11 protein-coding genes are annotated in these 16,288 nt (G+C 37.1%); 3 read left to right on the top strand and 8 right to left on the bottom strand.

What is annotated here, in order from left to right:
• Window positions 1-142 precede the first annotated feature (142 nt).
• Entirely contained in the window at window positions 143-748 is a 606-nt protein-coding gene (locus B0X80_RS12945; RefSeq protein WP_175623941.1) for a hypothetical protein, read from the top strand.
• A 192-nt stretch (window positions 749-940) separates the two neighbouring features.
• Here B0X80_RS12945 and B0X80_RS12950 read toward each other — a convergent pair whose 3' ends face one another.
• From B0X80_RS12950 to B0X80_RS12980, 8 genes are all read right to left on the bottom strand, one after another.
• Window positions 941-4,075 (bottom strand): efflux RND transporter permease subunit, encoded by a 3,135-nt coding sequence (locus B0X80_RS12950; protein ID WP_077340899.1) that lies wholly within the window; start codon window positions 4,073-4,075, stop codon window positions 941-943.
• Window positions 4,076-4,092: 17 nt separating this feature from the next.
• Window positions 4,093-5,592 (bottom strand): efflux RND transporter periplasmic adaptor subunit, encoded by a 1,500-nt coding sequence (locus B0X80_RS12955; protein WP_077340901.1) that lies wholly within the window; start codon window positions 5,590-5,592, stop codon window positions 4,093-4,095.
• Window positions 5,593-5,594: 2 nt separating this feature from the next.
• The gene (locus B0X80_RS12960) at window positions 5,595-7,025 is read right to left on the bottom strand and encodes a TolC family protein (RefSeq protein ID WP_077340903.1); all 1,431 of its coding nucleotides are present in this window, start codon (window positions 7,023-7,025) and stop codon (window positions 5,595-5,597) included.
• 146 nt (window positions 7,026-7,171) lie between these two features.
• Window positions 7,172-7,546 carry a hypothetical protein gene (locus B0X80_RS20365; RefSeq protein WP_139345320.1) on the bottom strand — a complete coding sequence of 125 codons (375 nt, stop codon included), beginning with the start codon at window positions 7,544-7,546 and terminating at the stop codon, window positions 7,172-7,174.
• Between the two features lie 289 nt (window positions 7,547-7,835).
• On the bottom strand, window positions 7,836-9,215 hold the full coding sequence (locus tag B0X80_RS12970) for a PhoH family protein (protein WP_077340907.1): 1,380 nt from the start codon (window positions 9,213-9,215) through the stop codon (window positions 7,836-7,838).
• Between the two features lie 467 nt (window positions 9,216-9,682).
• Window positions 9,683-11,377 carry a methyl-accepting chemotaxis protein gene (locus B0X80_RS12975; RefSeq protein ID WP_077340909.1) on the bottom strand — a complete coding sequence of 565 codons (1,695 nt, stop codon included), beginning with the start codon at window positions 11,375-11,377 and terminating at the stop codon, window positions 9,683-9,685.
• 4 nt (window positions 11,378-11,381) lie between these two features.
• Entirely contained in the window at window positions 11,382-11,678 is a 297-nt protein-coding gene (locus tag B0X80_RS20725) for a BLUF domain-containing protein (RefSeq protein WP_139345324.1), read from the bottom strand.
• Between the two features lie 216 nt (window positions 11,679-11,894).
• Window positions 11,895-12,356, bottom strand: coding sequence for a hypothetical protein (locus tag B0X80_RS12980; protein ID WP_077340911.1), 462 nt, complete (start codon window positions 12,354-12,356; stop codon window positions 11,895-11,897).
• A 334-nt stretch (window positions 12,357-12,690) separates the two neighbouring features.
• Between B0X80_RS12980 and rapA the strand changes: the two genes are divergently transcribed.
• Entirely contained in the window at window positions 12,691-15,600 is a 2,910-nt protein-coding gene (rapA, locus tag B0X80_RS12985) for an RNA polymerase-associated protein RapA (protein WP_077340913.1), read from the top strand.
• Entirely contained in the window at window positions 15,600-16,268 is a 669-nt protein-coding gene (rluA, locus tag B0X80_RS12990) for a bifunctional tRNA pseudouridine(32) synthase/23S rRNA pseudouridine(746) synthase RluA (protein ID WP_077340915.1), read from the top strand. Before rapA ends, rluA begins: the two co-directional genes overlap by 1 nt.
• Window positions 16,269-16,288: the final 20 nt, after the last annotated feature.

The following is a 16,288-nucleotide window of genomic DNA, read 5'->3' on the forward strand; positions in this document are numbered from 1 at the left end:
CAGTGGTGCGAACAAACAATTGAGCAAGGACTAATACTGTGGGCTCACTCGCCTCGATCGGTTTTAGCCTTTTAATTATGCATTGAGTCTGTAGAGTTCCACGAGTCTTTTAATGCTTTCGATAAAATAGCCCTAGAATCAATTGAAAAAATTGCGTTTAGAGAAGCTAGCTCACATCAATCGTCACCTAAAGAATATAAGTTTTGGAAGTCTATTTATTTTGGATGTAAAATTAATGCTAAATAAAATATTTGTTTCACTTACTTTTATGGTTTCACTGAACGCTATCGCTGAAGTTTCAGAAAATGCCAAATATGCTTCATTTCAAGTTCAAGTTAACCTAGCAAAATATCAGTCTAAGAGTGAGGCTTGCCACAATAAAATGAAGAGTTTTGTTCTATCTGATAGTGATAAAATAAAAGTACAAGCTCTGCCTAAAGAAGCTGGAGCTGGATTAGCTAAATTGCTTGATGATGCACTTACTCAATGCGCACAACCTGAAATATTTAATTTGGCTAGTTCATTACTATTACTACAAGAGCAAAATTTGGTAGATAAATCTAAAGAGATTGAAGAGCAAATTTTTCTTATTAGAAAGCTAGTCTTTTCTAAAACTAGTATTTCTCCTCAAATTGAATTTGACAAATTACCTTCTAATATTAAATCAGATTTAAATAAGATTTGTTTTTTAAAGCAGCCTTTCGATCTTTTTCAAGTTATTGAAGGAGCTTGGGGTATGCCTAATTAAAGCATCACAACAACACGCTAAAACGGGAAATGTTCTCCCCCTCGTTTTATCGGCAACCTCAACTATCCTACAAATATTTTTACGACATCACTAATACAATTAACTGCTGATGCTAGAAGTCATTGGGTGGGTCTGCCTATAGCCATTCCCCACCCCTTCATTAAAAATATGATTAACGCTATTAGCACTTCTCTAGCTATTGGCGTTTGCTCTAAAAGCTGAAACCTTGGTTAAATAATAAACAGCAGGTAGTACAAGTAAAGTAAGTACTACGGCGCTTGCCATACCACCTACCATAGGCGCGGCAATTCGGCTCATAACTTCTGAACCTGTACCTGTGCCATATAAGATAGGTAATAAGCCAACAATGATTGCTACTGCCGTCATAATTACGGGTCGAACACGCATACCTGCACCGTCTAATACCGCTTTGGCTAAATCCGACTCGTTAGGTTCTCTACCTTCAGCTATACAGTGTTCTTTCATTGCTTTAAGTGATTGATTTAAATAAACCAACATGATCACACCTATTTCAACGGCAACACCGGCTAGTGCTATAAAGCCAACACCTACCGCGACAGAGAAATTAAAACCTTGTAGGTACATTAACCAAATACTGCCAACCATGGCTAAAGGTAAGGTTCCCATAATAATGGCAACTTCAGTAAAGTTTCTAAAATTTAAGTAAAGCAGCACAATAATAATGGCAAGCGTTAATGGCACAACGTAAGTGAGTTTTTCTTTGGCGCGTAACATGTACTCATACTGACCCGCCCAAGCAATAGAATATCCTACTGGCAGAACAAGTTGGTCGGCCACAATTTTTTGCGCGTCAACCACATAAGAGCCTACATCAACACCTTCAATATCTACAAGTACCCAGCCATTAATACGCGCATTTTCACTTTTAATACCGGGAGGTCCATCTTCAATAATAATATTGGCAACGTCTGCTAATAAAATATTCATGCCATTTGGCGCAACAATAGGTAAGCGCGACAACGCTTCAGGTGAATTACGGTAGTCTTGTGGATAACGTAAATTCACCGGATAACGTTCTTGCCCTTCAACCGTTTGTGTTACGTTCATGCCACCAATAGCTGATGAAACAATTTGTTGTACGTCAGCAATATTTAGCCCATACCTCGCAGCTTTTTCTCGTTGAATATCTACTTTTATATATCGACCGCCAGCAACACGCTCAGAATAAACAGAAGCGGTGCCACTTACATTCATTAATATTTTTTCAAGTTGTTTTCCTATATCTTGAATTACCTCAAGATCAGCACCTGCTACTTTTATACCTACAGGGGTTTTAATGCCGGTTGCTAGCATATCAATTCGGGTTTTAATCGGCATTACCCAAGCATTAGTTACACCTGGAAGCTTCACTAAACCATCAAGCTCTTTTCTTAAACTTTGCGTTGTTACACCTGCGCGCCATTCAGATTTAGGCTTAAATTGAATAATGGTTTCAATCATGGTTAATGGCGCTGGATCTGTTGCTGTTTCTGCTCGGCCTATTTTGCCAAATACCGTATCAACCTCAGGCACTGTTTTAATCAGCCTATCGGTTTGTTGTAGTAACTCTCTGGCTTTACCAATAGAAATACCGGGATAAGTGGTTGGCATGTACATTAAGTCGCCTTCATCAAGTGGCGGAATAAACTCACTGCCTATTTTGTTTACAGGCCAAAAACCAACAAGAGTCACTAAAAGCGCAATAACAATTGTAAATTTAGGGAATTTGAGTACTAAATTTAACGCGGGTAAATATATCGTTGTTAATAATTTATTCACCGGATTTTTATGCTCAGCTAATACCTTACCTCGAATGAAATACCCCATAAGTACAGGCACTAAAGTAATTGCTAAAGCCGCTGAAGCCGCCATGGCATAAGTTTTAGTAAAAGCTAAAGGAGAAAACATGCGCCCTTCTTGCGCTTCTAACGTAAATACTGGCACAAAAGATACGGTAATAATTAAGAGTGAGAAAAACAATGCGGGCCCCACTTCGCTGGCTGACTCAGCTACAACATGCCATCGGTTTTCTTTAGTAAGCGGTGTTTTTTCCATGTGTTTGTGCATGTTTTCAATCATGACTATTGCGCCATCGATCATGGCGCCTATGGCAATAGCAATACCACCAAGGGACATGATATTGGCGTTAATCCCTTGTATATGCATAACAATAAATGCGGTAAGTATGCCTACAGGTAAACTAATAATAGCCACTAACGATGAACGAACATGAAACAGAAATACGATACAAACTAGCGCGACAACAATAAATTCTTCTAACAATTTATGCCAAAGATTACTTACAGCTTCACCTATGAGTTTAGAGCGATCGTAAACCGTCACTATTTCAACGCCGTCAGGTAAACCTTTTTGCAATAATGTAAGCTTAGCTTTAACACCATCAATGGTTTTTTGAGCATTTTCGCCGTATCGCATAACAACAATACCGCCCACCACTTCACCTTCACCATTAAGTTCTGCAATGCCTCGGCGCATTTGTGGCCCTGTTCCTACTTGAGCAACGTCTTTTATACTTAACGGTGTACCTTGCTCGGTAAGCCCTAGCGGTATAGCTTCAATATCTTCAATACTTTTAATGTAGCCTGTTGTGGTTACCATGTATTCGGCTTCTGCCATTTCGACAACTGATGCGCCTGTTTCTTGGTTCCCCCTTTTTAACGCCATTTGAACGTGGCTTAACGGAATGTTATAGGCTCTTAATTTATTAGGATCTACCTGAACTTGGTATTGCTTTACCATGCCACCAATAGCGGCCACTTCAGACACACCAGCGACTGTTTGTAATTCATACTTTAAAAACCAATCTTGCAGGCTACGCAATTCGCTAATATCTAAATTACCGGTTTTATCGATAAGTGAATAAAGATACACCCAACCCACACCGGTAGCATCTGGTCCTAATTGCGGACGAGCACTTTCAGGTAAAGACGGAGCCACTTGGCTTAAATATTCCAATACTCGGCTTCGCGCCCAATATAAGTCTGTAGCTTCATCGAAAATAACGTAAACAAAGGAATCACCAAAAAAGGAAAAACCACGCACAGTTACTGCTCCGGGTACTGATAACATAGCCGTAGTTAATGGATACGTGACTTGGTCTTGAACCACCTGTGGTGACTGCCCTGCATAGCTTGTTTTTATAATAACTTGCACGTCAGACAAATCAGGTAAAGCATCAACTGGCGTGTTTTTAAGTGAATATAAGCCTCCACCAATTAATATCAGCGTTGCTAAAATAACAAGAAAACGATTGCCGATAGACCATCTAATAATAGCTTCAATCATGTTAATTTATCCCTATCTTAATGACTTGAATGGTCTGGTTCAGACTCACTTTCAGCTTGATCCATAATATGAATAACGGTTATTTCATTGCCACCTTCATCTGTTTTTCTCACCTCAAAATGTAATGATTGTCCTGCCTGTAGCGTATCTACGTTTATGCTATCCGCAAGATCAAAGTTCATTGTCATTTCGGGCCAGTTCCAAGCTTCTACAGGTCTGTGAGTTATATTAATCATACGTGCGTCTTTCATCACACTATTGACTTCACCCTGTATCCAAACCGAAGTTGGCATTTCTTCATGAGTCATACGTTTAAAATCTGAATTTTTACTCGACTCTGAATCAATTAAAAATTGTGCTGATGTTACTACCACATCATCGTCATTAAGCCCGTTGAGTATTTCAATGCTTTCTTGATCAACTCGCCCAATCATCACTTCAATAGATTTAAACTGACCGTCGCCTAATGCAAGTACCACACGGTTTTGTTTACCTGTACGTATAACCGCTTCTTTAGGAACTAAAAGTGTATTTTCAACACCATTGGCATGTATAACCACTTGAGCAAACATATTAGGTTTTAGCTCAAGGTTTTTATTATCAAACCTTAAACGAACTCGCAGCGTACGACTTTTCGCATTTAATGTGGGATAAACGTAATCAATTTCTCCCATCCATTCTTTACCGGGTAAATAATCTAAGGTCATCGAAACCGTTAAACCTGCTTTGATTAAAGCCGTATCTCTTTCAAACACTTCAGCTTCAACCCACACTTGATTAAGCTGAGCAATACTCATTAAGGTTTTTGCGGGATTAACATAAGCACCTTCTCTTATGTTTAATGCTTGAAGTACACCTGATTGTGGAGCATAAAAAGTAATATTTTTTGTTACCGTTCGCTTTTTCTCTAATGAATTAATAAGGTTAGGTGAAATCTGTAATGTTTCTAATCTCGCTTTTGCCGCTTTGATTAAGGCTGTGTTATTTCGCTTTAAGGCAATCAAAAATTCTTCTTGGGCGTTTACCAATTGTGGCGAATACAAGGTATACAAGGGCTGCCCTTTTTCTACGGTGCTCCCTACAGCTTTAACAAAAAGTTTTTCAACCCAACCATCAACACGTGGGTTTATATGCACCAAGCTATCTTCATTGTATTTAACATAACCGACTGTTGATATTTCGGTATGCATTCGCTTAACTTCAACGGGAGCGGTTCTTACTCCAAGGTTGTTAATTACGTGCGGAGCTACTTTTACCGCACCGGGGCCAAAATCGTCTGAAGACTCATCTTCTGCATAGACAGGAACAAGATCCATTCCCATAGCTGATTTTCCCGGCTTGTCTCTGCGGTAATTAGCGTCCATAGGAGCAACCCAATAAAGAGGTTCTTTTTCTGCTGACTGCATGGCTTCACTGTTATTTTCAGGAGACATTGATGGTTGAAAAAAACTAAGTGCACCAGCTCCTAAAGCAACACCAACGATTAAGGTTATAAAGGTTTTAGTATGTGACGACATGGTTATTCTCCAGACGTTGAGTTGTTAACTGTTTCAGAAGCAATGTCTGATTGAGTAAAAAAGTAATTAATGCGCGTAACCGTTTTTAACGCGTCAATATCAATATTAAGTGCGGAAATTTTTGTATTAAGCTCGGTGATTCTTGCGCGAACCACTTCTGAAAAATCGCCATCATCGTTGGTATAGGCACTAAGCGCGGCTTCAGCTTGTTCGTGTGTTTGGGTTATTAGTTGAGTTGAATAAAGAGCTTGACGTTCTGACAAACGTTTTAGTTGTCTCACTTCTTTTTCGATATTGCTGATCATCATTTTAGTGAGCAGTAGTTTGTCTGTTTTAATGGCTTCAGATTGAGCAATAGACGCTGCAACTTCTTTATCTTGACGGTTTTCAGTAAACAATGGCACGTCAAAAGTTACTCCAACAGAGAATAAATCAGCTCGATTAATACCTGACGGCATATCGTCTCGGTAGGCGTAACTCGCATTAACTCCCCATTGAGGTTTGTATTGTTGGTTAGCTAAATCAACGTCTTTTTTAGCCGCTTGCTGTGATAGGTTAATAACCAACAAAGAAGGGTGATTAACTAACGCTTGAGCTAAATTATTTCGGGAAAATGGCAGTTCTTTAAGTAAAGCAGCGTTATTTAAACGAATAACAGGTAATGTATTTGAAACTTTAAATGTTGCGGTTTGTTCGTCAAAATTAATGGCATAATTTGAATCGCTCTCATCGTAACTATATAACCATTCGTTTAGCTGGGAGATTGACGATTCAAACTTTTGATATTGCACGCTTAAACGATCTTCAAGTTGTATTAACTCAAGTTGTGCGCGAATAACATCTTGCTGTCTTGTTTTGCCAACCCCTGTTGAATAACTGGCTTTAACCACATCAGCCATTTGTTCAAATAGCCCTTTGTCGTTATTAATTAATTCAATGGTTTTTTGAGCAAGGTAAGCATCTAGCCATAGTTGCGAAACTTGGGCTTTCAACTTAGCTTTTCTGTCTTCTCGTAACAACGGAAATTTATGCGACTCAACCTTCAATTTTGATTGCTTGATCGCTAAAGAATCTCCTCGTGGAAACATTTGACTAACGCCCACTTTCAGCTGAGTCATAGCTTCTTGATCAAGATCCCAAGTATCTGTTGGAGTATTCAACAAACTTAATGACACTTGAGGATCAGGGAGTGTTCCCGCGGCAATACTTTTAAGTTGAATAGCCGATTGTTTTAACTTGTTTCCATGGAACCAAGGATCGTTATTTTGAGCCTTTTCAATAGCATCATTCAATGAAATCACTTGTTCAGCATTTACGCTTGATACTGATAAGTTTAATAACACACCAAGTAAAACCGTGGTTATTTTTGATGTATAACCAAACGAATTTACAGCTACTAATTTAAAAGAGAAGCGAGATTTATTTACAAACATTTTACCCTCCAGAATATCTGGAATAAGCTTTAGTACGTGTGAACAACACTAAAACGATTAATAAAGAATTGAGTTATACGCTTAGTTAATCAATATGATTATTAGCGGTATATGTGCAGTCAAATTTTAGATGCACTGATCCTGTATTAGGTAATAATTGGAGGGCGGTAAAGGGATTTACTATAAGAAATGGGGGTTACAGAATTGAAAAAGTTAATCGCTTCTGAAGATTCTTCAATTTTAAATAAAGAATATTCTGAATGAAAAACTGAAACCGATGAACATGCTTGAGTTGGGCAATCACAATCAATATCACAACAATCGCTAGTATCACTCGATTGTTCACCCATCATGCTATGGTCCATATTACTCATATCGTCCATTGAAGAGTGATCCATCATCATTGATTTATTATGATCACAATCCATCATATTGCATGGCATAGCCGTATACGCCAGCGCTTGACCAATAAAGGTCAGCAACATAGTCGTAATAACTAATATGTTTGCAAATGATTTCAATAGAACATTCTCAAGTTAATATACTCTTTTAAAATACCTATTATAGGTAAGAAAGTAAAGGTAATTGAAAAAGTAGAATGTGTTTTAAGCGCATAACGAATTCATAAAATAAACATTTAAAACAGCCAGTTAAGTTAAATAACAACACTATAAGTTCGTAATAATATAGATATAAATAAAGTAACAATGCTTGTTGTTATGACATAAATTAAAGCAGCGCATAATGATATTAAACACTGCTTAGTTACTTAAATTTATAAAAGATGAAAAGCTTACACGTTTACAAATGTTATAAGTTTTCTTCAGCAAACGATGCTAAGCGACTACGAACAACCCCATTTAAATGCACCGTTGTACTACCCGGAAAGTTTTTAAAACGTTCAACAATGTAAGTTAAACCTGATGTTACTGCGGTTAAATAATTACTGTCTATTTGCGCTAAATTACCCGAGCACACTAACTTAGTTCCCTCACCACAACGGGTAATAATGGTTTTTAGCTGAGAGGCTGTTAAGTTCTGACATTCATCAAGTAATACTATGGCATTTTGAATACTGCGACCGCGCATAAAGTTAACTGATTTAAATTGAATATTGGCTTTTTCCATAATGTAATTTAAGCTGCCATTCATGTTCTCATCACTCTTATGCAGTACCTCTAAGGAGTCTGTAATAGCTGATAACCACGGAGCCATTTTTTCTTCTTCTGTACCGGGTAAAAAGCCGATAGATTCAGCTATCTCTGGCGTACTTCGGGTAACAATAATTTTATCGTATAAACCTCTTTCAACCACTTGTTCTAATGCCGAAGCTAAGGCTAACAGTGTCTTACCACTCCCTGCTGCGCCTGTTAAAATAACTAAATCGATGGTGGGATCTAACAAAGCGTCCATTGCCATACCTTGATAGATATTTTTAGGATTAATTCCCCACGCTTGTTTTGCCATTAAACGTTCGTACGACAAATCAGCAATAGCGAGTCTTTCTTCATCCCAGCCTGTTATTTTACCTGCAAAGTGTTGGCTATCATCTAAGATATATTCGTTCATGTAGCTATTAGGTAAAACATCTCTGTTGACGTAATGAGTGGTATTTCGCCCCTCAGTTTCGCTATCGCATTCATCAATATGTTGCCAAAAATCCCCTTCAAACTTGTGATAACCTTTTGATAAAAATTGAATATCATCAATAAGCTGATCGGTTCTATAATCTTCAACGTGCGCTAATCCGGCTCCTTTAGCTTTAAGCCGCATGTTGATGTCTTTTGTTACCAGTACAACTTTTTTCTTTGGATTTTCTTTCTGAATATGTAAAGCCGCATTAATAATACGATTATCATTTTCATTAAACGACAACGTACCTGCGGTTTGTTTTAAGGTGTAATCATTAAAAATAGATAAATGACCACTAGGATGTTCAGGATCATTTTCAGGTAATTTCACACCTGAAAGCACTTCTTCAGGCGATGCATCAACTAAGGAATCTTCTAGCGCTCTTATGGCAACTCGTGCATCTCTGCTCACATCTCTCTTTCGATCTTTTATTGAATCAAGTTCTTCTAATACCGTCATAGGGACAATAACGTCGTGTTCTTTGAAAGATAAAAAAGCGAGAGGTTCGTGGAGTAATATATTGGTATCTAAGATATAAATAATTTTATGTTCATTCATATAGGCATCCTTAGTTTAGGCACTAGGTAGGTATTTAATTGAGGAGGAAAACATAAATACGATTTCACTCAAATGCTTTGCCAAGCTATGTATCGATATTTTTTAATAAAATAATCCTCTACGTTAATGAATACTACATCGAATCATAAGAGTATCTAAGCTTTATTACGGTTATATGAAGTAATCTTGAGTATACCGCTTCATATTTTTTTAACTCTTATAATATCAATATAGACCATAATGCGAGCTTTATCGTTGATAAATTAAGATCTTAGGATTTTGTTTTATAAATAGTTATTTATTTAAATTTGTGCGTATATATTTTATTCAACCAAAAAATTCAGCAGGAATTGGTGACAAACTATTACAAATTTAAAATAAGATAAAATAGACAGGTTATGTAACATAAAAAGTGAGTTACTTTCATAACTCACTTTTAAAAACTAGCTGATTAAACAGCCATACAACTAAACAACAAATGCATTAAGGTTAGCATGTAAATCAACTACTCGTTTAGCTATAACTGTATTAGCTTCAGAGGTAACTCTTGCCCCTTCAGCCGTTATATCAGCCAAATTACTTATATTAACTAAATTTTTGTTCACTTCTTCTGCGACCACTGACTGCTGCTCAGCTGCTGTTGCAATTTGTATATTTAAATCAGAAATAGTTATTACGGCTTCTGCAGCTTCTTCAAACATTCGGCTAGTTTGCGCACTTTTGGTTAAACATAGGTTGGCACTTTCAGTCCCTTTATCCATACTAATCACAGCATTATTTGCTTCAGATTTAAGGCGTAATAATAACTCTTGTATATCGACCGTTGACGTTTGTGTCCGTTGAGCTAAAGTACGTACTTCGTCAGCAACAACAGCAAAACCTCGACCTGTTTCTCCCGCTCTAGCAGCTTCAATTGCAGCATTTAACGCAAGTAAGTTAGTTTGTGAAGCAATTCCTTGAATGGACTCAAGAACATTGCCAATATTGTTCGTTTCTTGAACTAGACTTTGAATAACTGAAGATGCATCTGCTACTTCTTGAGATAATTGTTTAATAATTGTTTGAGTTTCAAGTGCATCATGCTGCCCACTAATTACTTTATCCTTAACCGTTTCAGTTACCTCAGCAGCACTTGCTGCATTTTGAGCCACATCATAACTTGTTGCACTCATTTCATTTACCGCTGTCGCCACCATTTCAGTTTCAGAGCGTTGCTTGTCAACGTTAATAACTGTTTCACTCATCGCTTTCATTGCAATTTCTGAGGCGTCATCTAAATCATCAGCTTGAACATTAGTTTTTCCAATAAGCGCTCTTAACATAGATAGAAAAGCATTAAATGCGCGAGCAACATCACCCGTTTCATCTTTTGCTTTTTCACTTAATGTTATCGTTAAATCACCATCACCTTGCGCGACTTGCTCTAAGCGTACTACTAATTCATTAATGGGTTTTGTAATAGCACGGCCAATAATAAATGGGAGTATCAAACCAGTAACAAACGCCACAGCAAAAGCCACCATAATCCATGTTATACCTGCTTTTTCATCATGTTCTGCTTGTAAGGTAGCTTTGAGTGTAAAGTTTTGAATTTCTGTTAATAAAGCTATAACCTCGTGCTGTAATTCATCTCCCTTTTCTTCCATATGGTAAGCTTTTTCAGTAATTTCAGAGATAGGCGCTACTTCAACAAAGGCTAATAATTCTTCTACCTCTTTAGCAAAATCAGATGCGTGTTGCTTTATTTGTGCTATTTGTTCTAACGCATTGTTATATTCTTCTTTCGCTTCTATGCTGTGTAATGATGTAATTGAGTTCCTAGTGAATGTTTCAATGCTATTAATTTCATTTTCAATAGTTATAGATAATTCATTAATATGAGATTTCAACTCCGTAAAGTGATCGTTACTTTGAGATAAACTAGGCTTTGTTAAAGCGATATTAAACAGCGCGCGTTCTACTAATACGCTTTGCTCTAACTGATGCTCCGTAAGTTTACTTATAGAATTAGTTAATGGAATATCTTTCTCTGCGATATCGACTAACTCTACTCCAATTTTAGACATTTGAGTTAAGGCGATCCCCCCCATGATTAGCATAAGAAATAACTGTGTAAAGCCAAGGATATAAATTTTGTGAGCTATTTTAATATTTTTAAGCATATAACTACCTTTGTACTAGGTTCAATTGATTGTTAGCTATGGAGTACGCTAATAACTCGACTTCAAAGCTAGGATTTTCAGCTAAATATGTTGCTCCCTCTATTCGGTCAAGAAAATCTGAATATCCTTTTAAATTTTTTGCAGGGCTGTTTTCTAAGTTTTTAAATTTCATGACACATTGTGCAAAATTTAGAGTTGAAATTTCTGTCTCATTTAAAATATTAACGTGTGAATGTCGTTTATCATGACGAATTCCATCAATATCGGCCTCACCTTCTAAAACTTGAATAAACGTTCCTATACCGTTATGTGGTTAATACTATTTTTTTGTTCTTACAATGTTGTACAAGCATTTTTACTAAAAAATCACAATTAAAACATCTACTAGAATAACTCACACAAATGAGTTCATTTAGCGTTTTACATATGTTGTTATTTGCATTATTCAAGCTAGGTAAAAAACGTAAACTAAACCTTAGTTTACGTTTTTAAAATAGAAGGAAATATATAGTGTTTTTTAAAAAGGTCGTACAAATGCTACGCCAAATACGTAAGCTTTTTCACTGTCAATAAAGTCAATCGCTATGGTCGGCTCAATAGCAAAATCACCTAAATGATATTCATAACTTGCACTTACGCGATATAAGTCTTCAGTATGAGGGTGATCGCCACCTATTTTTTCTTCACCAAAACCAACACCTAAACGAATATGTTGCGGTGTATGATAATATACTTGAGCTAATTTAACGGTAACACCATCGTCATGATGAGCACTGTCAGTTTTTTCATATACTGCACCAACCCCCCAGTCTGAATTAAATTTGTATTCATATTCAATACCATAAGTAAGCTCTGTTTCATGCTCTGCATGAGTGTAACCTAGAAAAACACCTGGTAAGTGATGTGCATCAGCGGAAAACGCTTGATTACTTGCTAAAAGTAATCCTGTAGATACTAATAAAGTAAAGATAGATTTCATTCAATGTCTCTTTTTAAGTTTTCAATAATGTAAATATAGTCTACATATACAATCTTTCAAATAGAGATACAATTATTTTTTTCCTTAAAAATCAAAAACTACCTATACTTTAAACACCAATAACAAGAGGCTATTTAAATATATTTTATACAATAAATTTTATATACATATCTATCACCTTGTATAAACATTTATATAACAAATACAAGACAAACTAAATTATTTACATTTTTAGCACTTTTTTAATGACCCATTTTACGAAAAACGTTACTATAGCGCCCGTTTTTCAAGACCTATTACCTTATAAAGCTAAATTTTAAAAGTTGGAGTTGTTATGTCGTTTCACCCTGGTCAACGTTGGATAAGTGATGGTGAGTCAAATCAAGGACTTGGTACCGTTACTACAGTTGAACACAGATTTGTAAGTATTGTTTTTACCGCCACTGGAGAGTCAAGACAATACGCAATAGCGAACGCTCCGCTTACACGCGTTATATTTAATGAAGGCGACACTATTCCTAGCCATGAGGGTTGGACGCTGGTTGTTGAATCGCTTGAAGATATTAATCATTTAATTACGTATCACGGCACTCGACAAGATACGGGTGAAAAAGCCTCGATCAAAGAAGTGATGATCGATCACTTTTTAAAATTCAATAAACCTCATGACCGTTTATTAAATGGTCAAGTAGATCGTTTAGATTGGTTCCAACTTCGTAAAGACAGCCTAAAACATCAGCATACTCAGCAACAATCTGAACTTATGGGCCTAAGTGGTGGCCGCGTGAGTTTAATTCCTCATCAGTTATATATAGCTGAAGAAGTGGGGAGTCGATTTGCCCCACGTGTTTTATTGGCTGATGAAGTTGGTTTAGGTAAAACCATTGAAGCGGGTTTAATTATTCATCAACAACTGGTGAGTGGTCGCGCACAACGCATTCTTATTATTGTGCCTGAATCACTCATGCATCAATGGTTGGTTGAAATGCTACGTCGCTTTAATTTACCGTTTAGTATTTTTGATAATGAACGCTGTGTAGAAAGCTCAAACTCAGAAGATGGCGCAAACCCATTTAGCTCTGAACAATTAGTATTAGTAAACTTAAACTTTATTACTGAAAATCCCAAATGGTATGAAGCACTTATTGCCGAAGACTGGGATTTAATGGTAGTTGATGAAGCTCATCATTTAAATTGGACACAAGACGCTCCAAGTATTGAATACCAATGTATTGAACAATTAGCACAAGTAATACCCGGTGTATTATTACTTACAGCAACACCAGATCAATTAGGCCATGAAAGTCACTTTGCTCGTTTACGCTTACTCGATCCTGATCGTTTCTTTGATTATCAAAAATTTATTGCTGAAGAAGAAAACTACACTCAAGTAGCAGATGCTGCGAATACACTTGTAGCAGGTGAGCGACTAACTCAAGCTCAATTAGACACACTGACTGACTTATTAAAAGAGTCAGACATTAGCTCGCAATTAGCGATTATTAATGAAGACGACAGCGAAGCCGACGAAGCCCGTCAGCAAGTGCTCGCGCAATTATTAGACCGCCACGGCACAGGCCGTATTTTATTTAGAAACTCGCGTAATACCATTAAAGGTTTCCCTGAACGACAGTTATTACCAACACCTTTAGCAATGCCAGAGCAATACCAAACCATTATTAATGATTTGTTATTAAGCGATAGTGTTGACAATTTACGTGAGCTTTCACAAAGTAAATTCGTATTCACCCCAGAAATACTGTTTGGTTTAGAGCAACATGATAATTGGTATGACGTTGATCCAAGAGTTGATTACTTAATCAATTTATTAGACAGCTTAGGTAAAGAAAAACTACTTGTTATTTGTGCGCATGCGCAAACGGCTATCGATTTAGAAACCGCACTTCGTGTTAAAGAAGGTATACGTGCCGCAGTATTCCATGAAGGTTTAAGTATATTTGAACGTGATAAAGCCGCAGCTTACTTTGCACAAGACGAAGACAGCGCACAATTATTATTATGTTCTGAAATTGGTAGTGAAGGTCGTAACTTCCAATTTGCTCATCACATGGTGTTATTCGATTTACCGAATAACCCTGATTTACTTGAACAACGTATCGGACGTTTAGATCGTATAGGTCAAAACCAAACAATACGCATTCACGTACCTTACTTTGAAGATTCGCCACAAAGTTTATTATTTAATTGGTATCACCAAGGTCTTAATGCTTTTGAACATACTTGTGTTACTGGCCATGCAATATTTAAAGAGTTTGGTGCTAAATTACAAAACTTAGCTTTATCTGCTCAATGGCAATCAGACGAGTCTGCTCAGCTTATTGAAGCAAGCCAACAAAAACATTTCATCATTAAAAAAGAATTAGAAAGCGGTAGAGATAAACTACTTGAACTTCATTCTTCAGGCCAAGGTAAAGCCCTTGAATTAGTGAAGAAAATAGAAAAGCTAGATGAACAAATTGAATTACCTCAATTTATGTTTCAAGTACTTGATGTGTTTGGTATTCAGCAAGACGATAAAGCCGATAACTCTATCGCATTGCAACCGTCTGAACATATGTTAAACAGCAACTTCCCTTGTTTACCTGAAGATGGAACAACGATTACCTTTAACCGCGACACGGCATTAGTTTCTGAAAATTATCAACTACTGACTTGGGATCATCCTATGGTACGTGGTGCTATGGACTTAGTGCTTTCTGACGAAATTGGTAATTCGTGTATTGGTTTATTAAAAAATCCAGCCTTACCTGTAGGGACTTTCTTTGTTGAGTGTTTATTTACCGTTGAAGCAACAGCGCCAAGCAACTTACAGTTAGGCCGTTACTTACCCACCACACCAATACGTGTATTAGTGGATAAAAATGGTAACAATCTTGCTGATAAAGTGGGTGAAGAAGTGCTTGATCAACAACTTAGCCCAACCAAAAAACAAGTAGCTCTTCAGTTAGTTAAAGCGTTAAAACAGCAAATTTCACCACTGGTGACTAAAGCGGAAGCACATGCCGAAACCAGCATTGCTGATATTCAACAAAATGCGCTTGATACCATGCGAAACAAACTAGATAAAGAACATGCTCGATTAGCTGCGTTAGCGAAAATCAATCCGAGTGTTCGACAAGAAGAAGTAGATTTTATTCAGCTACAAAAATCTGAGCTTGAAAGCTATATCAACAAAGCACAGTTGAAGTTTGAAGCGATAAGACTGATTGTTGTAACTCATTAATGAGTGCTAACCCTGACTTTGTCTATCAACCGCCACTCGATCCCTATTTACATATAGTTTATAGGGATAACGACCTTATTGTTTTAAACAAAGGTAGCGGGTTGTTAACGGTTCCAGGGCGATTACCTGAACACAAAGACTGTTTAGAAAACAGAGTAGCGCGGGTATTACCTAGCGCTACTGTTGTGCATAGGTTAGACATGGCAACGTCAGGCATCATTATCATGGCGCTAAACAAACCTACCCATGTCGCTATTAGCCAACAATTTGAAAAACGTAAAACCAAGAAAAAATATATCGCTAGAGTATTTGGTCACGTAAAAGAAGCCCAAGGCTCTGTCGACCAGCCGCTTATTTGCGATTGGCCTAACCGTCCTAAACAAATGATTGATCACGAAAGAGGCAAACCTTCTTTAACTCATTACAAAGTACTTAGCTATGGCGACAATTCAACTTTAGTTGAACTAACACCTATTACGGGTCGTTCGCATCAATTAAGAGTGCATATGCTTTCAATAGGTCACCCTATTTTGGGAGACCGACTTTATGCTCACGCTGAAGCACTCGCGATGGCTAACCGACTAAATTTACACGCTCAAATGCTAAGTATTTCTCATCCTGTAACGCATGAAGAAATGACTTTTTTAGCTGATTGCCCGTTTAAGTAGCCCTCTTTTTATTCTCTAAG

Source organism: Pseudocolwellia agarivorans (assembly GCF_002000085.1).
Taxonomy (GTDB): domain Bacteria; phylum Pseudomonadota; class Gammaproteobacteria; order Enterobacterales; family Alteromonadaceae; genus Pseudocolwellia; species Pseudocolwellia agarivorans.